Here is a 17,853-nt window from a genome sequence, read left to right as displayed (position 1 = left end):
TCCCATCCGATGAACATTGCCCTGTTTCTGGAAATGGCGGCCGATGCCGCCGCCGATCGCACGGCCCTTGTCTGCGACGGCAAGCGGTGGAGCTATGCCCAGTTGCTCGCCGGTGCGCGTGGTGCTGCCGCGCTCATCCGCGAAACGGGCTGCGCGCATGTCGCTCTGCTGGACGAAAGCAGCGAGGCGGCGGCGATGGCGCTGTTCGGCGCGGCGCTGGCGGGCGTGCCCTATGTGCCGCTCAACTACCGGCTGGCCGATGCCGACCTTGCCGCCCTGCTGGGCCGCATCACCCCAGCGCTGATCGTCGGCGATGTCGCGCGGGTGCAACGGCTGTGCCCGTCACCGGATAATCACGTCCTGTCCCGATCCGATTTCGTGACGTCAGCACTGGATCGCGCCAACGACGCCCCGACCGAAGGCGCCGATGGCGACGACGACATCGCCATCCAGTTGTTCACCAGCGGTACGACCGCCGCACCCAAGGCCGCGATCCTGCGACACGCCAATCTTGTCTCCTACATATTGGGCACGGTCGAGTTCGCGTCGGCGCCGGAAGAAGATGCCGCGCTGGTCAGCGTACCGCCCTATCATATCGCGGGCATCGCCGCGTTGCTCAGTTCCATCTATGCCCAGCGCCGCATCCTGATGCTGCCCGCCTTCGATCCGAAGGCATGGCTCGATCTGGTTGCGGCCGAACGCGCCAGCAACGCCTTCGTCGTGCCCACCATGCTGACGCGCATTATCAACGCCATGAACAAGATTGTCGAAGGGGGGGGACATCAGCCCGACCTCAGCTCACTCCGGGCGATCGCCTATGGCGGTGGCAAGATGCCGCTGGAACTGATCTTCCAGGCGCTCGACCTGTTCCCGACCACCGGTTTCACCAACGCCTATGGCTTGACGGAAACCAGTTCGACCGTCGCCCTGCTGGGACCGGACGAGCATCGCGCGGCCCACGCGTCCGACGATCCGGCAGTACGGGCGCGGCTGGCGTCGGTCGGCCGTCCGCTGCCAACGGTCGAGATCGAGATACGCGACGAGAATGGCAAAATCGTGCCAACCGGCGAGGCGGGCGAAATCTATGTCCGGGGCGATCAGGTGTCTGGCGAATATAAGGAACGCAGCGCACTCGACGCCGATGGCTGGTTCCCTACCCGCGACGCGGGCTATATCGACGCGGAGGGCTATCTCTTCCTGTCGGGCCGGGCGGACGATGTCATCGTGCGCGGGGGCGAGAATATCTCGCCGGGCGAGATTGAGGATGTCGTCCTGACGCATCCCGCGATCGCTGACGCCGCAGCAATAGCAATGCCGTCACTGGAATGGGGCGAGGCGGTCGGCCTGATCGTCGTGGTTCGCGACGGCCATGACCGGCCCGCAGAAGATGAACTGAAGACGGTCGTGCGCGACCGATTGCGATCGTCCCGCGTGCCCGAACGCATATTGTTCGCCGATACCCTGCCCTATAATGAAATGGGCAAGCTGTTGCGCCGTGAGATAAAAGCCCTATTCGCAGGTTGATATGACCGCACCCCCCGCCATCCCCCTCTCTCGCTGGGCCGACGCCCAGTTGGAGGCGATGGCGATGAGGACGGGATCCGACGCCATCGCCGCGCTGCGCGGTGGCACGTTGCTGGGCGAAAGAGCGGTTGCCAATGGCTTTGCCGTTCCCGGTCGCCGTTCGGCAGGCGGCGGGTGCCGTCTCTATGACACGCTCGACACGCCGGTTGCGCTCACCCTCGCCCGTGCGGATGATCGCGCCCTGCTCCCGGCGCTGTTCGGCGATGCCACGGCCGATGACAGCGGCGATGCCGTGATTGCGGAGCGCATGGCCCGCGCCCATGCCTGCGACCTTGTGGCGCGTGGCCGGATGCTGGGCCTTGCCATCGCCGCGCTGGACGAAGCTCCGAGCAATCCCGCGCTGACGATCATGGCGAAAGGCGGCGCGGCACCAGTGACCGACCGAGCGCCGCTGGTGATCGACCTCACCGCCCTTTGGGCCGGGCCGCTCGCTGGGCATCTGCTTGGCCTCACCGGCGCGCAGGTCATCAAGGTAGAAAGCCGCAACCGGCCCGACCGGATGCGAGAGGGCGATCCAGCACTGTTCGCTCGTCTCAATCAAGGCAAGGCCAACATTGCGCTGGACCTGCGGGAGCCAACCGATCGCGACTCCCTGATCGCCCTGATCCGGCGCGCCGACATCGTGCTGGAGGCGGCGCGCCCCCGCGCGCTGCGGCAGTTGGGCATCGACGCCGATCAACTGGTGCGCGAGACGTCCGGGCTAGTGTGGGTGACGATCACCGGGCACGGCATGGTGGGTGACGCGGCCGAATGGATTGGGTTCGGCGATGATTGCAGCGTAGCAGGCGGCCTCAGCGCAGCGTTGCGAGACGCGACCAGCGCCATCGGCTTTGGCGGAGACGCCTGCGCGGACCCACTGACCGGCATAGTCGCCGCCCGTGCGGCGCTCGACAAACGCGCCCAAGGTGTCGGCGCGCGCCTGATCCTGTCCATGTCCGGCGTCGTCGCGCAAGCGCTCGCCGAGGAGCGCGCGCAGGACGAAGCGACCCTGATCGCGACTCTCACGCACTGGAAAGCGGCGCAGGGCCACCTCTTTCCTGCCATCGCGCTGCGCCCCACAGGGCCAGTCGCATCACTTGGCGCAGACAACGCCCTCTGGTTCCCCCAGCACGCGCCATGCTGATCCGCGACGCAGAAATCCGAGGCCATGGCCGGGCAGATGTGCGGATTGCCAAAGACGTCATCACCGCCATCGGAACGCTGTCGACGCTGGCGGGCGAGGTCGTGCATGACGCCCATGGCGGCGCATTGCTACCCGGCCTGCACGATCATCATATCCACTTGGCCGCGCTCGCCGTGGCGCGGTCGTCGGTCGCCTGCGGACCACCCGGCGCCAACGATGCCACGGAACTGGCGCAAGCACTGACCCGCCCCGGCGAAGGCTGGCTACGCGGCATCGGCTATCATGACAGTGTCGCGGGGATGCTCGACGCGGAGATGCTCGACACTATGGCGCCACACCGGCCTGTCCGCATCCAGCATCGATCGGGCCGGATGTGGTTCTTCAACAGCGCAGGACTGGACCTGTTGCTGGCCGCCGCGCCCCCGCCCCCCGGCCTTGAGCAGCAGGACGGTCGCTGGACCGGCCGCCTGTTCGACGAGGATCGCTGGCTGCGCGAGACGCTGGGTGGCACGCCCCCTTCCTTTGCCGCGATCAGCCGGGAACTGGCGGCAATGGGCATCACTGGCCTGACCGACATGTCCCCCGCGAACGATGTGGACATGGCCCGCCATTTCGCCCGCGAACAGGCATCGGGCGCTCTGTCGCAACGCGTCATGCTCGCCGGAACGCTGGGTCTGGCCAAGGCGCCCTTCGGCCCGACCCTGACCCTTGGCCCCGCCAAACTGCATCTCCACGAAAACGCCCTGCCCGCCTTCGACGACAGCGTGGACTTCATGCGCGCCGCGCATGAGCAGCAACGCGGCGTCGCGATCCATTGCACGACTGAGACGGAGCTTGTCTTCGCGCTGGCGGCGCTTGACGCGGCGGGACCATTGGCAGGCGACCGGATCGAACATGCAGGGGTTGTGCCCGATCCCCTGATCGCGGAGATGCTGCGCCTCAAGGTTCAGGTCGTCACCCAGCCGCATTTCATTGCAGAGCGCGGCGACCAGTATCTGAAAGATGTGGAGCCACGCGACCCCCCCTTTCTCTACCGTCTCGACGCATTGCGCCGGGCGGGGCTGGTCGTGGCGGCGGGCAGCGACGCGCCCTTCGGCAGTTGCGATCCCTGGGCCGCGATGCGCGCGGCGGTCGTGCGCCAAACCGCATCGGGCACTATCATCGGTCCAGACGAAACATCCACGCCCGAACAAGCCTTGGCGCTCTATCTCGCCGACCCGCAGGATTTGATGGTTGAGCGGCGCATCGCTGTCGGCGCGCGCGCTGACCTCTGCCTCCTCAACCGCCCCTGGGCGCAGGCGCGCGACCGTTTGCTGGCGCACGACGTGCAGCTGACGCTGATTGGCGGATCAATCGTCCATGATGGCGTCGATCAGGCCCCAGCCTAGCGCCGTCCGCGCACTGATCCGCTTGCCCGACAGGATCATCAGCGCCGCCCGTTGCCGACCGATCCGGCGTGAAACGGACACGCAGCCGCCAGCCCCCGGCATCACGCCCATCGCCAGTTCCGGCAAGTGGAACCAGGCGGATGGACTGGCCGTGATGCGCCCGGCAAAGGCCGCCATTTCCAGCCCCGATCCCACGCATGCCCCCTGAACATGCGCCGTCAACCTGTCGCAGCATCGCGCGATCGCTTGAGCGGGCAGGGTATGCATTCTTATGGCATGAGCCGTCGCCGGATCGCGCGTGGTGCCGAACTCGGCCAGGTCCGCGCCCAGCGAAAAGGCGCGGCCTTCGCTCCGCAACATGATCCGCTCGATCTCCGGGTCGAGCGCCGCCAGCTCGAACGCTTCGCGCAGGCCATCGCGCATCGGCCGGTCGATCGCGTTGTCCGCCACGGCGCGGTCAAGGATGATGTCCAGCCGATCACCGTCGCGCTCCATCAGGACGCGCCCCGCTGGCATCGGCGGCGCGGGCGACTGCCCCGCCAGCCAGCGGCCATGCCCCTCGCTTCCCTGCAACAGCCCATAGGCCATCGATTCGGCGACCAGCGCTGCCTGCATATCCATGCCCTCGATCGCGCGCAGCAATTGTACCAGCACCAGCGCGGCTGGCCGCTGCGCCATGATCGCCGCCGTCAGCGACTCCAGCGTGACTGGCGACTCGACCAAAACGTCCATGCGCGGCGCAAGCGGATGCGATGGATTGCCGATCCCAATCAAGGGGAAAGGTGGCAGGACCAGCACGTCATTCTCATCGCCTCGCGCAGCATCCAGATCAACGACGCCCATGGACGCATCACCCTGCATCCACGGCAGGGTCAGATCGCGCGGGTCGATCATCAGGCATGGCGGCGATATCATGTCCCACACCTAGAACCGCCGTGAATTGTCGGCCATGACCCAATTTATTCATCGCCCGTGCGTTGCAGGGAAACGTCTGGCCTTTCCGATCCACCCGAGTCGATTGCACGTGCGCTGACGGATCCGCTGGCGTTGATTGCCCCGCAACAGACGGGCCAGACTACCATCCAGGTCAAGTGCCCGCCACCGCCTTTCAACTGGAACTGGATACAATTCGTCTAGCGCTCTCCACATTGAAGATCGCCTCTGCGCGAACATGGACTGACAGAGAAAATCATGCAACTGTATGTTTTAAAATGTTTTTATACAAACTCCAGCACTCATATTGACGCCGTCGGCTCTGCGCCAATCCTGCGATTCAACGGCATTGGAAGGCGGCTCATAGCCCTGAAAACATCAGAAAACGAGAATGCCTCATTTTTTATTGACAACACCCCCTCTCTTAGTGAACAACTGTGTTCATAAAGAAGAGGAGAGGCATCATGGCTCACGTGGAGTCCAACAAGGCAAAGATCGCCAAGCGCGTCATCGAAGTGCTGGAATTCTTCGATGAAGAGCATCCCCAGGCCACGGTGATGGACATCGTCCGCCGCTTCGACCGCCCGCAGTCCAGCACCTCAGAACTTCTGTCGAGCCTCGTGGACCTTGGCCTGCTGCACAAGGACCCCTGCTCGCGCTCCTATTCGCCCACGCCCCGCGCCGCGATGCTCGGTGCATCGGTCCAGCCGCAGCTGGTTCGTGACGGTCGCCTGACCGACCTCATCGACCGGCTCTCGGCCCAGACGGGCCTTGGCGTCGCCGTGTTCGGCATGGTCGGCCTCAAGACTCAGGTCTTCACCTGGCGGGCAGGCAAGCGGACCTTCCGCACCTCGGGTCACGCCGGTTTCTGCGGCGGCCAGCAGGAGCATCTGTCTGATTCCGCTGTCGGCCAACTGCTGCTGTCCACCGTCGCCCAGCCGCGTCGCGACGGCATGATCCGCCGCCTGAACGCGGAAGCATCCGCAGAACGCAAATTCTGCTTCACCGACATGTCGGCACGCGTCCAACAGTGCCGCGAAGAAGGGCGGATCACGGGTATCGTGGGTTTTGGTTCCATTGCCGATGTCAGCGCGGTGCTGCTGCCCGACATGCCGGAGAACCAGCCGCTGGCGATCGGCTTCGTCTATGAGCCATCCGACCAGATCGACGCCGCCAACCTCATGCGCACCCTCGACGACGCCGTCGGCCGCTGCCTGAATGGCAAGGCGTCGGTCGCCGATACCGTGCAGCCGCTGTTCGACGCCGCCTGGCATCCGCGTCTGGAGCAGGCGCATGGGTGAGACGAAGGAACCGGAGATTGCGTCGAACGCGCGCAAATATTGGTCGGCGGAGGGCTATACGCCGGGCGGCGTGATCCGGGAGGTGGATTATGCCACCCAGTCGGGGGGGCTTCACCCTTCGCTGGCGGGGATCAAGATCGTCGATACCGACACGCATATCACCGAAGCGCCCGACCTGTTCACCTCACGCGCGCCCGCCAAATACAAGGACAAGGTGCCTTATGTGAAGCTCGACGCCGATGGCGTGGAGCGCTGGTATGTGGGCGATCGTAATTTCGGTTCGATGGGCGGCAACGTCATTCGCGCCGACAATAACAAGCTGCTGGGCCGCCTGGCCTTCCCAAAGCTGGAACAGGCCCATCCGGGCGGGCACAGGATCAAGGAACGCCTCCAGGCGATGGACGATATGGGTGTGCATGCCCAGATCGGCTTCCAGAATTCGGGCGTCACCCAGGCCGGATCGCTGATGTCGCTGGGCGATCCCGCCCTCGCCCTTGCGATCATCCAGATCTACAATGACGCCTCCGCCGAATATCAGCAGGTGTCGGGCAACCGCATCTTCAACATGGCCCATCTGCCCTTCTGGGATCAGGCCGAGTTGGAGAAGGAAGCCCGCCGTTGCCATGACATGGGCCTCAAGGGCTTTGTCCTGCCCGACACGCCCGAGCGCGTCGGCGTGCCCAGCTTCCTGAGCGATTACTGGACCCCGTTCCTGGAAATGTGTGAAGCGACTGGCATGCCGCTCAACTTCCACCTCAATGCGGCGATCGACCCCAACACGCTGACCTGGGATGGCTTTGGCTTTGAACAGACGCTGTCAGTGGTGGCGACGATGTTCTCGATCGGCAATGCCGCGACGCTGGGCAACTGGATGGTGTCGGGCCGGCTCGACCAGCATCCCAGGCTCAAGATCGGCCTCATTGAAAGCGGCATGGGCTGGGTGCCCTTCGCGGTCGAGGCGCTGGAGCATCAGTTCAACGAAATGCTGCCCAGCAAGGCGCATCTACTCCACAAGCGGCCATGGGAATATTTCCGCGACCATTTCTGGGTGACCTACTGGTTCGAGAAGGTCGGTCCCAAGCAGTTGCTGGAGACGATCGGCGTCGACAATGTGATGTTCGAAACCGACTTCCCGCATCCCACCTCGCTCTATCCCGGCGTCCAGGCGCATGTCATCGACACGCTGGGCGGCTATGACTTCGCCACCAAGAAGAAGGTCCTCCAGGATAACGCCTGCAAGCTCTACAACCTGACCCTCTGAGCCGAACGGCAACGCACATGAAAGAAGGCCCGACAAGAAATTGTCGGGCCTTCTTTCATGCAAACATCTCAACGCACCATGGAAAAACCCGCACCGTCGAAATGATCCAACGGTTGGCGATCGGCAGCGGTGAAGTCGATCACCTCACCCACTCGTTGGGCATGAACCTTCCTCTCGGGCTGGAAGGTGTAGCAATTTGGCGGCATACGGTTGGCATCAGACTGCCGTTCCATGGAAATGAGGCGTCCATGCGCCAGGATCGCGCCCCATTGCAGCAAGCGCGCAGCCTCCCGCTCCGGGCCGTTCAACCCGCCGATCCAGTCGCGCAGCTTGAACAGCGAAAGGCCGGTGATCGCCGCAGGGTCCATGACGATGTCGCCCCGATGGACGATCCGGTGGATCGGCTGCCCGTCGCGGCGGATCTCGGCCGTGACAAGCCCCTCCACAGGATCGCATACCAATATGTCATAACGCATCGGCGCCGCGTCACCCGCATGCGCTGCGGCCAGCACCGCCAGATCATGCAGATGCGTGCAGTTGGCCTGCTTTTCCCCGCGCTTGGCAACTTCCGTCAGCGCAACGCCGGTGAACGTCGCGCCAAGCACCGCAGGCGCGCCGGGACAGGTGGTCCACGGCGCGCGATCCATCACCGCATCGACTGCGGTGACGATTGCGCCGTCATGATGCAGCGTGACGGCCATGCAGTGATAGTCGTCCTCGACCGCCGCCGTCACCCGGTCCGGCGCGGGCGAAACGACGAAGCGACGCCGGAACCCCGGCAACGCGTCGAACACCGCCATCATCGCTAGTCCTTCGCCAGCAGCAGCGCCGCCGCCATTGGCCCGCCGCCCGACGTGGCGATGGCGACCGTGGGATCGCCACCAATCTGCCGCGCGCCGCCTTCCCCGCGCAACTGAACCACCGCCTCATAGGCAAAGCCAAAGCCGTGTAGCCGCCCCCAGCCAAGCTGGCCGCCGCCTGTGTTCATCGGCAGGTCGCCGTCGCGAGCGATGCGCTTGCCGCCCTCCAGAAACTGCCCGCCTTCGCCGACATCGCAAAAGCCCAATCCTTCCAGCCAGGTGATCGGCTGAAAGGCGAAACCATCATAGAACTGAACGGTATCCACATCCTTGGGCTGGTAATCCGTATTCTTCCACAGATCCCGGCCGGTGGGATAGGCACCTGCCCATTCCGCCTGATCCCAGCTATAGCGTTCCACCGATCCGGCGCTCGCGGCGATACGGATGGGCGTCGTCTTCACCTCACCCAGCGCATCGCCCGCCGACACGATCACCACGGTTGATGCGTCGGTGAACCGGTCGCAATCATAGAGGCAAAAAGGCGTGCTGATCAGCCGCGCGGACATATAGTCATCCATCGTCAGCGGTTTCTTGACCAGTGCGCGCGGATTGATCGCCGCATTGGCATGGTCGTTCAGCGCCACCTGCGCCAGTTGCTCACGCGTCAGGCCATAGCGTTTCATGTGCCGCATCGCGAACTGCGCGGTCCAGTTGGCAGCGGAAAATGCGCCAAAGGGGGAAACCCATTGCGAATTGCCCGTCACATCCTTGCGCCGTTCAAGCGGTGGAAACTCCTCGGGCCGGGCCAGCGCCGCCGCCTCATAGACGGTGCGGAAACACAGGACATGGCGCGCCAGCCCCGCCTTCACCGCATTGGCCGCCTCTACGATCGCGCCCAGTTGCGCCGTCGCCTCCGCCGCGCCGATATGCCAGCGGGTCTTGAGGCCCAGCACCTCGATCAGATCGTCGGAACTGACGGGCGAAAAACCAAGAAACGACGGCATTTTGCCCGGATAGGTCGCAACGCCGTCAATCTGATCGAGCGTCAACCCCGCGTCGGCGATCGCCTCCCTGACCGCATCCAGCGTCAGCCCCAGCGCCGATCGGGTCAGGCGCACGCCGACCTCCGACATGCCGATGCCCGTAATATAGGCTTCACCCGTCATGCTGCGTCCACCTTCTCGAACAGCGGGAACCAGATGCCATCCTGTTCCTCGAACACCACCCGCACCTTGTCGTCGATATCCACAGCATCGACCGCGCAATTGACGATGTTGGTCGTCAGATACACGCCCGGCGCATCGTCCAGCTTCACCCGCGCGATGACGAAGGGCACCTCCATATCCTTGGCCCAGGCCTGGTGATTGATCGTATAGCTGTCGATCACCCCGGTCCCTGCGACCGCATGCGGCGCGACATTTTCCGACTGGCAATGGCGGCAGATTTCGCGCGGCGGATGGATGAAGCCAACACAATCCCCACATTGGGCGATATTGAGCTTCCCCTCCGCCCCGCCAGTCCAGAAGGCACGGTTGTCATTGTCCAGCCGAGGCCGCGAGCGTTGCCACACCATCTTCAAACCTCCCAGACCAGATGCATCGATTCAATGCCGATTACATGGCCGCCATGGAAGACGGTCGGATGCGCGGGGTCGAGCCGGAATTGCGGCAGCCGCGCCAGCATTTCCTCATACAGCACCTGCAACTCGACACGGGCAAGATGCGACCCCAGGCAGCGATGTGGCCCGACGCCAAAGGCGATGTGGACATTATTCTCGCGGTCGAGATCATAGCTGTCAGGCTGCGGAAATTCCTGCGCGTCCAGATCCGCCGCGGGCAGGAACAGTTTGAGCATGTCCCCCGGCATCATCCGGGCGCCCGCCAGCACGGTTTCCTTGCGGATGACCCGCATCGGCACGGTGAAGGTGTAACGGCGCAGCATCTCTTCCGATGCCTCGGCCACCAGCTTGGGATCAGCGCGCAATTTGGCCTGAAGCGCCGGGTCCAGCGCCAGTCCCCGCATAGCCAGGCCAATCCCGTTCATCACCGTGTCCAGCCCGGCGATGAACAGCAGGACGCCGTAATTTTCCATATCGGCCAGCGTGGTCGGCTGACCGTCAATTTCCAGCTTCCACAGCATGGAGATGATGTCGTCCTGCGGGTTATCTTTCCGGTCCAGCATCGTGTCGCGCATGGCCGCCGCGATCGTCTGGAGCCGCCGCATGGCGCCCGCCCGATCGCTGTCGATCGCTTCCATATGCTCCTTCACGATCGCCCGATATTCGGGCAGGCGATCAAGCGGCAGGCCCAGCATCTTGAGGAACACCTGAACCGGCAGCGGCTCGGCCACCGCCGCCATATATTCACAGCCGCCCTGCGGCCTGATCGCATCGATCAGTTCGCCCGCCAGTTCGCGGATACCGTCTTTCAGCGCAGCGATCGTCTTGGGCGAGAAGACCTTTTGCAGCGGCTGGCGATATTTGGTGTGCTCGGGCGGGTCGAGGGTGATGGGGATCGGCTGGGGGATGTGCGGCGCGCCCGGCGGCAGCGACGCCAGCATCGCCTTCATCTGCGCCTGCGGCACGAACTCGCTGGAAAAGACCTCTGTATCGCGCGACGCCTCATAATTGGCCGCGTGACTGAGTGCGACCCAGCCCCCGCCATTGCGCGGGGTCCAGAAGACCGGCGGCGCATTGTGCACCAGATCCAGGATGCGCGCATGGGGATCGGTCAGCAGGCCCGGATCGGCATGAATATCGAAATCATAGACCAGCGCATCGGGGACATGGGCCGGCTTGTCGGCGGCGGGACTCAAGATGGCGTGGACCATGGGATTCTCCGGGTGTCTTGGCTTATCATCCGCTCCCTTGGGGCAACACCGGCTACAAGGGTTCAGGCCGGTTTCGCCCGCACTCATGGCAAAGGCAAATGTTCGCGCGCCCGCCCCCCCCCAGATAACGCACGGACGATTGTACTGCGGCGGCAGGAAGCGCCAGCATCGTGGCGGCGATTGAGCGCCACACCGTGTTGATCGCCGCCCCATTCTCCTTTCTAACAAGACCAAGCATCGCTGGAGAGGCGCCATGAAAATCCGGATCGAAAAGTCAGGCTGTGTCGGCAATGCGCGTTGCGCGGCCGTGTCCGAAGACCTCTTTCCGCTGGATGATGATGGCTACATCGCCAGCGATGGGTTCGCCGTGGAAACGGGCATGGAGCAAGTCGCAAAACGCGGCGCACGCGCCTGCCCGGAGCGGATCATCTTCGTCGAAGAGGATGACGGCACGATTTCCTGGCCGCCCAAGGCGAAGAACTGATTAGATTGGATCGGAGAGCATGATGAGCGACATTCTGGGCTATAGGGGCAAGCGGGTTATCGTGAGCGGATGCTTTTCCGGCATGGGGGAGGCGACCGCCAAGCTGCTGCTGGAGCTGGGGGCGGAGGTCCATGGCGTCGACTATAAACAGTCCGACCTGCCGCTGACGTCCTTCACCAATGTCGACCTGCGCGACCCTGCCTCGATCGACGCGGCGGTCGCCGGGATTGGCGGCAAGGTCGACGCGCTGTTCAACTGCGCGGGCCTGCCGCAATCCTTCCCGCCGATGGACGTGATGAAGGTCAATTTCATCGGCCTGCGCCATCTGACCGAACAGGTTCTGCCGCTGATGGGTCCGGGCGGCGCCATCGCCAGCATCGCGTCGACCGGGGGCCTCGGCTGGAGCCGCCGCATCCCGACCAACATGGAATTTGTGACGACCGAGGGCTTCGACGCCGCCGTGGCATGGTGCGAAGCCAATGAAGACACGATCAAGGAAGGCTACAGCTTCTCCAAGGAGAATGTGATCGTCTGGACCCAGTATATGGGCGCGCACCTCATCAAGAAGGGCATCCGCATCAACTGCACCCTCCCCTCCCCCACCCAGACGCCGATGATGGCCGCGTTCGAGGCGACATCGGGTAAGGATGTGGTCGCCGCCGCCGCCGAACCGATGGGCCGTTATTCGACCCCGCGGGAACAGGCGTCGGGCATCGTCCTTCTCAACAGCGATCTCGCCAGCATCGTCAACGGCGTGGTCTTCCCCGTCGATGGCGGCTTCATGGGCGGCGTCGCCACGGGTCAGGTGGATCTGAGCGTGATGATGCGCCGATCCGCGCCAGCGCAATAACTTCCGCCCCCGCGCAATGAGCCTGGAGAGCCGTTTCCCATGAATTTCGACCTGACCGACGACCAGGAAATGATGCGCGACATGTTCGCGCGTTTCCTGGACGAAAACAGCAGCATGGCCCGCGTGCGTGCGGCAGCGCCGTCGGGCTTTGACGCTGCGCTGTGGACAGGCCTCGCTGAACTGGGCGCTCTCTCCATCCGCGTGCCCGAAGAAGCGGGCGGCCTTGGCCTTGGACTGTTCGACGCGGCCCTGCTGATGGAAGAGGCCGGGCGCACGCTGGCGTCCGGACCGATGGCCGAAGCACTGGTCGCCGCGCGCCTGCTCGCGCAACTGGGCGGCGAACAGGGCGAAGCGCCGCTGGCCCGCGCCATGAGCGGCGAAGCGGTTCTCACCCTCGCCCTGCATGATGCGGCGGTTGAGCCGGTTCAGTGGATCGCAGGCGGGCTGGTGGCGGAATCCGTGATCGCCCGCATGGGTGACGACATCATCCTCGTCTCCGTGCCGCAAGGCACCCGCGTGGCGGAGGAAAATCTCGCCTCCACTCCCATGGCGGAGATCGACCTCTCCGCCCATCCGCGCGTGACGCTGGCGTCCGGCGCAGATGCGCTGGCCACCTTTGCTGCCGGGGTCGAGGAATGGAAGCTGCTGATCGCCGCTGGCCTTGCGGGTATCGGCCGTCAGGCGCTGAAGCTCGCGGCGGCCTATGCGTGCGAGCGCAAGCAGTTCGACCAGTATATCGGCCAGTTCCAGGCCATCTCCCACCCGCTCGCCGACCTGCTCTGCGCGATCGACGGCGGCAAGTTTCTGGTGTGGAAGGCGATCCGCGACATTGCCGATGGCGCGAAGGAGGCTGGCGCAGCCATCTCGCTCGCCACCTGGTGGAATGCCGATGCCGCCGGTCGGACGGTCGCGCAGGCACTCCACACTTTTGGCGGCTACGGCCTCACCACCGAATATGACATCTTCCTCTTCAACCTGCGCGCCAAGGCCTGGCCGCTGGTGCTGGGCGATCCTCAGCGACTGATCGAGGAGGCTGGCCGCCGCCTTTATGCTGGAGAGGTTGCCGCTCTGCCCGATGTGGGCGATGTCCCGATCGACTTCGATCTGGGTGAGGACGCCCACGCCATTGCCCAAGAGATCAACGCCTTTTTCGAGGCGAACGTCACGCCCGAAATGCGCGACACGTTTCACTATAGCTGGGAAGGCTACAACCCTGAGCTGAACCGCAAGCTGGCGGCACAGAACCTCCTCTATCTCGGCCTGCCCAAGGATGTGGGAGGCCGCGGCCTCTCCGCCTATGAAAAGACCGCCGCGATGGATGCGTTCGAGGCGCAGGGTTATAACAACCCCGCCGCCAACGTCACCCAGATGGTATCGCTCATCATCCATCGTTTCGGCAGTGAGGAACTGAAGGAAGCGATATTGCCGCAGATCATGCGCGGCGAAGTGATATGCTCTTTGGGTTATTCCGAACCCGGCTCCGGCTCCGACGTGTTCGCGGCGCAATGCCGCGCCACGCCCGACGGCGATGGCTGGCGCATCGACGGCACCAAGATGTTCACCAGCGGCGCGAACCTGTCCACCTATGTGCTGATGCTATGCCGCACCAACACGGAAGTGGCCAAGCATAAGGGCCTCACCATGTTCATCGTGCCGCTGAAGGCCGAGGGCGTGACGATCCAGCCGGTCTACACCTTCCAGGATGAGCGCACCAACATCACCTTCTATGATGGCGTCCATATCCCCGATAGCTGGCGGCTGGGCGAGGTCGATGGCGGTGTCCGCACGATGAGCGCCAGCCTGGAGCTGGAACATGGCGGTGGCTTCGCCAAATATCAGCGCGCCATGCTGCATGCCGCCGAAACCTTGGCGCGCGAGATCCGCTATCAGGGCAAGCCATTGATCGAGGACAATGGCGCACAGGTGCGGCTGGCCCGCACCATGGCCCATTTGTGGATGTCGGAACTCATTACGTCCCGCGCCCAATGGACGATCGCGGAAAAGAAGCCGAACCACGCTTATGGTCCCATGGCCAAGATGTTCAGTTCGGAAAAATTCCTGAGCGATGCCCGCGACCTGCTGGACCTGACCGCGCCGCTGTCCCTGTCCAAGCGCAAGGGCGCGGCGGCGGAAATGAACCAATATTATCGCCATGCGCAGGGATCGACCATTTACGGCGGCACCAGCGAAGTCCATCGCAGCATGATCGCCGAACGCGGGCTGGGCCTGCCCCGCACACGAAGCTAGGATACGCCATGCCGGAAGAACCGCATCTGCTGTCACAAGATCAGGACGGCATATTGATCCTCACCCTGAACCGACCCGACAAGCTGAACGCGCTGTCGGCCGAGACGATGCGCCTGTTCGAGGCTGCGCTGCATCGCTTCCGCGACACCCCCGACTTGAAGGTGATGCTGATCCGCGCGACCGGCCGCTATTTCAGCGCCGGGGCCGACCTCAAAAGCGGTTCCGCACCCGACTATCCGCGCACGCCCTCAGGCATCCGGGAAAACCATCGGCTCAACCTCCATGGCATGCAGCGCATCTATGACGAGATGGAGCATATCGAAAAGCCGATCGTCTGCGCCATCCATGCGACCTGCGTTGGTGGCGGGCTGGAAATGGCGCTCTCCTGCGACTTCCGTCTGGCGGCAAAGAGCGCGGCCTTTTCCTTTCCGGAGGGGCTGTTCGGTGTCCTGCCCGCCTCCAATGGCGTCAGCCGCCTGACCCGCATCTGCGGACCACACTGGGCGCGCTGGCTCATCATGGGCAACCAGAAGGCCGATGCCGACCGCGCCCTCATCATGGGGCTGGTCCATGATGTCCTGCCCGATGAAGGGTTTGAGGATGCGGCGCTCGCCTTTTGCCGCCACCTGACCACGCAGAATAGCGAACAGATGGGCGCGGCCAAGATCGCCATCGAACTGGCGGCCGAGGTTGGCCCCAGCATGGGTCGCCATGTCGAGCGCATGGCCAACAGCGCATTGATGCTCAACCCCGCCTATCTTGAGGGGATGGAGCAATATCTGAAGGGCGTCGGCGGCAAGAAGCCCTAACCTGTCACCCCTCGGCCAGCCGCCGATAGTCGCGAATCCCCAGTTCCAGCAAACGCGATTCCGCCGTCAGAAGATGCACATGCGAGGAGGAAAACCGCGTATTGAGGATAGTCTGTAGCGCCGCGTCGGTCGTCACCGTGACGACACGCTCCAGCCCGGTCATCAGCGCCGTCGCCATGCTGAACACCGGCTGTTCCGGCCGCATCAGGTCGCCATCCATCTGCTCCACCATCAGCCGCATGGTCGGCTGTGCGGCACGGACGCGGTGCAGCACCATCCGTTCATTCTGGCCATCGGCCATGCTGTTACGCAAATGAAGCAGGCGCGAATGCCGTACCCAGAAACCATGATAGGCGCTGACGAATTCAATGGCGCGCTCACCCAGTTCCGCGTCGTCCCAGCGCTTCCGCAACAGGGAGACATAGGCATCCTCTGCCGTCGCCATCACTGGCTCCAGCACCGCGAGCAGTAATTCGGTCAAATCGTTGAAATAATTGTAGAGCGAAGTCATGCCCAGTGACGCCTGTCGCGCGACCGCACTCAGCGAAATCTCGACATCCGGGGGGCCGGCCAGCAATTCATTGGTCGCCGCCAGGATGCGATCGCGCGTGTCCCGTCCCTTGCGCCCCAGCCGCTGGCCGTTGAGATTATGGCTGAGTGGCTTCACCGGGACATGGGCGTTGGCACGCGACGGACCGCGAGCGCTCTTGCCCGCCACTTCGCCCGTCACCACTGCTCCAGCCTTCACGCTCAAATTCCGTCCCTATCATCCCGTCAGGCGCGCCACGCGATCAGCTTGGTCTCAAGGAACTCCTCGATTCCCTCCAGACCCCATTCGCGACCGATGCCACTGGCCTTGTATCCGCCAAAAGGCAAGTCCCCGGCGATGCACATACCGCCATTAACGCTGATCGACCCCGACCGTATCCGCTTGGCCACGCCCATCGCCCGGTCAAGATCGCCGCTACTCACCCCGCCGGACAGGCCATAGGCGCTTTCGTTGGCGATGCGGACCGCATCGGCATCATCCTCAAAGGGAATAACGACGAGCACGGGACCGAAAATCTCTTCCTGCGCGATCCGCATGTCGTTGGTGACATCGACGAAGCAGGTCGGTTCGATGAAATAACCGTCGCCCTTGTCAGGCCGCGCCTTACCGCCGGCGAGCAGGGTAGCGCCCTCCTGCTGGCCGATCTCGACATAGGACAGCACCCGCTCCATCTGCCGTTGCGAAATTACCGGACCCATAATGTGCTGGGGATTGTCGAACACGCCCCAATTGTCGCCAAAGCTGCCATAGGCTTGGCTAAGGATCGCCTTGGCTTCCTCATAGCGGCTGCGGGGCACCAGCAGGCGCGAATGGACCGCGCAGCCCTGACCGGCATGGAACACCAGCATCGTCTGCGCGACGTCCATCGCGAAATTGGGCGCATCGTCCAGCACGATCTTGGCCGACTTGCCGCCCAGTTCCAGGAAGACGCGCTTCAACGTCGCGGCGCCCTGTTCCATGATCCGCTTGCCGACGCCGGTGGAGCCAGTGAAGGAAATGAGGTCGACGCGCGGGTCCGTCACCAGCATCTCGCCCGCCAGGGCCGGGTCGCTGCCGAACACGACGTTGAGAACGCCCGCCGGAAAACCCGCTTCCTGCGCCAGTTCGCCGAAGATCGCGCCCATGCCCGGCGTGTTGGGCGCGGGCTTCAGGATAACAGTGCAGCCTGCCAGCAGCGCGGCCACGACCTTGCCCACATTCACATAAAGCGGCACATTCCACGGCGTGATCGCGCCAACGACGCCGACCGGCTCATAAACCGCAATGCGCTGGCTCTCGAAGCCATAGCCGGTGCGCCCGCCATAATCCTTGTCCCACTTGATCTGCGGGAAGACCTTCAGATAATCGTCCCAGCCGTCCAGCGCCATATCGACATGCGCGCGACCAACCGCGCCCCAGGCCGCGCCCGCCTCATGCCGGGCCAGGTCCGACAGCCGCTCCTTGTTCGCTTCGAACAACGCTCGCAACTTCGTGACCAGCTCGACGCGCTTTTCGACGTTGATCGACCAGTCGGTGTCGTCGAAGGCGCGGCGCGCGGAGGCGATCGCGGCCTCGACATCGGTGGCGGAGGCATCGGCCGCCTTGCCGACAGGCGCGCCGGTCCAGGGGCCTGTCACATCATAGGTCTTGCCGCCTTCGGCATCGCGCAGCGCGCCGTCGATATAAAGCTTGGCGTCGGGGAGGGTGGCCATGAT

16 protein-coding genes are annotated in these 17,853 nt (G+C 64.0%); 9 read left to right on the top strand and 7 right to left on the bottom strand.

Annotated elements, in window-relative coordinates:
• Nucleotides 1-9 precede the first annotated feature (9 nt).
• From WFR25_RS03690 to WFR25_RS03680, 3 genes are read left to right on the top strand one after another with little or no spacing between them, the layout of a single operon-like run.
• Nucleotides 10-1,524 (top strand): class I adenylate-forming enzyme family protein, encoded by a 1,515-nt coding sequence (locus WFR25_RS03690; RefSeq protein ID WP_336968635.1) that lies wholly within the window; start codon nucleotides 10-12, stop codon nucleotides 1,522-1,524.
• Between the two features lies 1 nt (nucleotide 1,525).
• Nucleotides 1,526-2,707, top strand: a complete 1,182-nt coding sequence (locus WFR25_RS03685) for a CoA transferase (protein ID WP_336968633.1) — start codon at nucleotides 1,526-1,528, stop codon at nucleotides 2,705-2,707.
• Nucleotides 2,701-4,095 (top strand): amidohydrolase family protein, encoded by a 1,395-nt coding sequence (locus WFR25_RS03680; protein WP_336968631.1) that lies wholly within the window; start codon nucleotides 2,701-2,703, stop codon nucleotides 4,093-4,095. The genes WFR25_RS03685 and WFR25_RS03680 overlap by 7 nt, the downstream gene beginning before the upstream one ends.
• Here WFR25_RS03680 and WFR25_RS03675 read toward each other — a convergent pair.
• A complete protein-coding gene (locus WFR25_RS03675) occupies nucleotides 4,057-5,010 on the bottom strand; it encodes an enoyl-CoA hydratase/isomerase family protein (protein ID WP_336968628.1) in 954 nt (317 codons plus the stop codon). The genes WFR25_RS03680 and WFR25_RS03675 overlap by 39 nt on opposite strands.
• A gap of 482 nt (nucleotides 5,011-5,492) precedes the next feature.
• Here WFR25_RS03675 and WFR25_RS03670 point away from each other — a divergent pair, with 482 nt between their 5' ends.
• Entirely contained in the window at nucleotides 5,493-6,329 is an 837-nt protein-coding gene (locus WFR25_RS03670; protein ID WP_336968626.1) for a helix-turn-helix domain-containing protein, read from the top strand.
• Complete coding sequence (locus tag WFR25_RS03665) at nucleotides 6,322-7,590, top strand: amidohydrolase family protein (protein ID WP_336968623.1); 1,269 nt, start codon at nucleotides 6,322-6,324, stop codon at nucleotides 7,588-7,590. The genes WFR25_RS03670 and WFR25_RS03665 overlap by 8 nt, the downstream gene beginning before the upstream one ends.
• A gap of 68 nt (nucleotides 7,591-7,658) precedes the next feature.
• On the opposite strand, the gene WFR25_RS03660 is transcribed toward WFR25_RS03665, so the two are convergent.
• Genes WFR25_RS03660 through WFR25_RS03645 form a run of 4 tightly spaced genes read right to left on the bottom strand, consistent with a single transcriptional unit; the run spans nucleotide 7,659 to nucleotide 11,219 of the window.
• Nucleotides 7,659-8,393: a DUF2889 domain-containing protein gene (locus WFR25_RS03660; protein WP_336968621.1), complete on the bottom strand. Its 735-nt coding sequence runs from the start codon at nucleotides 8,391-8,393 to the stop codon at nucleotides 7,659-7,661.
• Between the two features lie 2 nt (nucleotides 8,394-8,395).
• Nucleotides 8,396-9,556: a thiolase family protein gene (locus tag WFR25_RS03655; protein WP_336968619.1), complete on the bottom strand. Its 1,161-nt coding sequence runs from the start codon at nucleotides 9,554-9,556 to the stop codon at nucleotides 8,396-8,398.
• Entirely contained in the window at nucleotides 9,553-9,963 is a 411-nt protein-coding gene (locus WFR25_RS03650; protein WP_336968618.1) for a Zn-ribbon domain-containing OB-fold protein, read from the bottom strand. The genes WFR25_RS03655 and WFR25_RS03650 overlap by 4 nt, the downstream gene beginning before the upstream one ends.
• 2 nt (nucleotides 9,964-9,965) lie before the next feature.
• Complete coding sequence (locus WFR25_RS03645; RefSeq protein ID WP_336968615.1) at nucleotides 9,966-11,219, bottom strand: cytochrome P450; 1,254 nt, start codon at nucleotides 11,217-11,219, stop codon at nucleotides 9,966-9,968.
• Nucleotides 11,220-11,472: 253 nt separating this feature from the next.
• Between WFR25_RS03645 and WFR25_RS03640 the strand changes: the two genes are divergently transcribed.
• Genes WFR25_RS03640 through WFR25_RS03625 form a run of 4 tightly spaced genes read left to right on the top strand, consistent with a single transcriptional unit; the run spans nucleotide 11,473 to nucleotide 15,609 of the window.
• Entirely contained in the window at nucleotides 11,473-11,703 is a 231-nt protein-coding gene (locus tag WFR25_RS03640; protein ID WP_336968612.1) for a ferredoxin, read from the top strand.
• Nucleotides 11,704-11,725: 22 nt separating this feature from the next.
• Nucleotides 11,726-12,553, top strand: coding sequence for a coniferyl-alcohol dehydrogenase (locus WFR25_RS03635; protein ID WP_336974650.1), 828 nt, complete (start codon nucleotides 11,726-11,728; stop codon nucleotides 12,551-12,553).
• Between the two features lie 39 nt (nucleotides 12,554-12,592).
• Nucleotides 12,593-14,800: an acyl-CoA dehydrogenase family protein gene (locus tag WFR25_RS03630; RefSeq protein ID WP_336968610.1), complete on the top strand. Its 2,208-nt coding sequence runs from the start codon at nucleotides 12,593-12,595 to the stop codon at nucleotides 14,798-14,800.
• 8 nt (nucleotides 14,801-14,808) lie between these two features.
• Nucleotides 14,809-15,609 (top strand): enoyl-CoA hydratase/isomerase family protein, encoded by an 801-nt coding sequence (locus WFR25_RS03625; protein WP_336968609.1) that lies wholly within the window; start codon nucleotides 14,809-14,811, stop codon nucleotides 15,607-15,609.
• A 4-nt stretch (nucleotides 15,610-15,613) separates the two neighbouring features.
• Here the strand turns inward: WFR25_RS03625 and WFR25_RS03620 are convergent, their stop codons facing one another.
• Both WFR25_RS03620 and WFR25_RS03615 read right to left on the bottom strand, forming a co-directional pair.
• Nucleotides 15,614-16,357 carry a TetR/AcrR family transcriptional regulator gene (locus WFR25_RS03620; protein WP_336968608.1) on the bottom strand — a complete coding sequence of 248 codons (744 nt, stop codon included), beginning with the start codon at nucleotides 16,355-16,357 and terminating at the stop codon, nucleotides 15,614-15,616.
• A gap of 26 nt (nucleotides 16,358-16,383) precedes the next feature.
• Nucleotides 16,384-17,850, bottom strand: a complete 1,467-nt coding sequence (locus tag WFR25_RS03615) for an aldehyde dehydrogenase family protein (RefSeq protein WP_336968606.1) — start codon at nucleotides 17,848-17,850, stop codon at nucleotides 16,384-16,386.
• Nucleotides 17,851-17,853 lie beyond the last annotated feature (3 nt).

The organism is Sphingobium aromaticiconvertens (assembly GCF_037154075.1).
In the GTDB taxonomy this organism is placed as follows: Bacteria; Pseudomonadota; Alphaproteobacteria; order Sphingomonadales; family Sphingomonadaceae; genus Sphingobium; species Sphingobium aromaticiconvertens.
This window is presented reverse-complemented; position numbering and strand designations above follow the sequence as displayed.

What these genes read in the sequence shown, in the direction of transcription:
- WFR25_RS03675 (WP_336968628.1), bottom strand. Translation starts at nt 5,010, where the DNA reads ATGATATCGCCGCCATGCCTGATGATCGACCCGCGCGATCTGACCCTG.
- WFR25_RS03670 (WP_336968626.1), top strand. Translation starts at nt 5,493, where the DNA reads ATGGCTCACGTGGAGTCCAACAAGGCAAAGATCGCCAAGCGCGTCATC.
- WFR25_RS03645 (WP_336968615.1), bottom strand. Translation starts at nt 11,219, where the DNA reads ATGGTCCACGCCATCTTGAGTCCCGCCGCCGACAAGCCGGCCCATGTC.
- WFR25_RS03625 (WP_336968609.1), top strand. Translation starts at nt 14,809, where the DNA reads ATGCCGGAAGAACCGCATCTGCTGTCACAAGATCAGGACGGCATATTG.
- WFR25_RS03665 (WP_336968623.1), top strand. Translation starts at nt 6,322, where the DNA reads ATGGGTGAGACGAAGGAACCGGAGATTGCGTCGAACGCGCGCAAATAT.
- WFR25_RS03660 (WP_336968621.1), bottom strand. Translation starts at nt 8,393, where the DNA reads ATGATGGCGGTGTTCGACGCGTTGCCGGGGTTCCGGCGTCGCTTCGTC.
- WFR25_RS03685 (WP_336968633.1), top strand. Translation starts at nt 1,526, where the DNA reads ATGACCGCACCCCCCGCCATCCCCCTCTCTCGCTGGGCCGACGCCCAG.
- WFR25_RS03635 (WP_336974650.1), top strand. Translation starts at nt 11,726, where the DNA reads ATGAGCGACATTCTGGGCTATAGGGGCAAGCGGGTTATCGTGAGCGGA.
- WFR25_RS03640 (WP_336968612.1), top strand. Translation starts at nt 11,473, where the DNA reads ATGAAAATCCGGATCGAAAAGTCAGGCTGTGTCGGCAATGCGCGTTGC.
- WFR25_RS03690 (WP_336968635.1), top strand. Translation starts at nt 10, where the DNA reads ATGAACATTGCCCTGTTTCTGGAAATGGCGGCCGATGCCGCCGCCGAT.
- WFR25_RS03615 (WP_336968606.1), bottom strand. Translation starts at nt 17,850, where the DNA reads ATGGCCACCCTCCCCGACGCCAAGCTTTATATCGACGGCGCGCTGCGC.
- WFR25_RS03680 (WP_336968631.1), top strand. Translation starts at nt 2,701, where the DNA reads ATGCTGATCCGCGACGCAGAAATCCGAGGCCATGGCCGGGCAGATGTG.
- WFR25_RS03650 (WP_336968618.1), bottom strand. Translation starts at nt 9,963, where the DNA reads ATGGTGTGGCAACGCTCGCGGCCTCGGCTGGACAATGACAACCGTGCC.
- WFR25_RS03655 (WP_336968619.1), bottom strand. Translation starts at nt 9,556, where the DNA reads ATGACGGGTGAAGCCTATATTACGGGCATCGGCATGTCGGAGGTCGGC.
- WFR25_RS03630 (WP_336968610.1), top strand. Translation starts at nt 12,593, where the DNA reads ATGAATTTCGACCTGACCGACGACCAGGAAATGATGCGCGACATGTTC.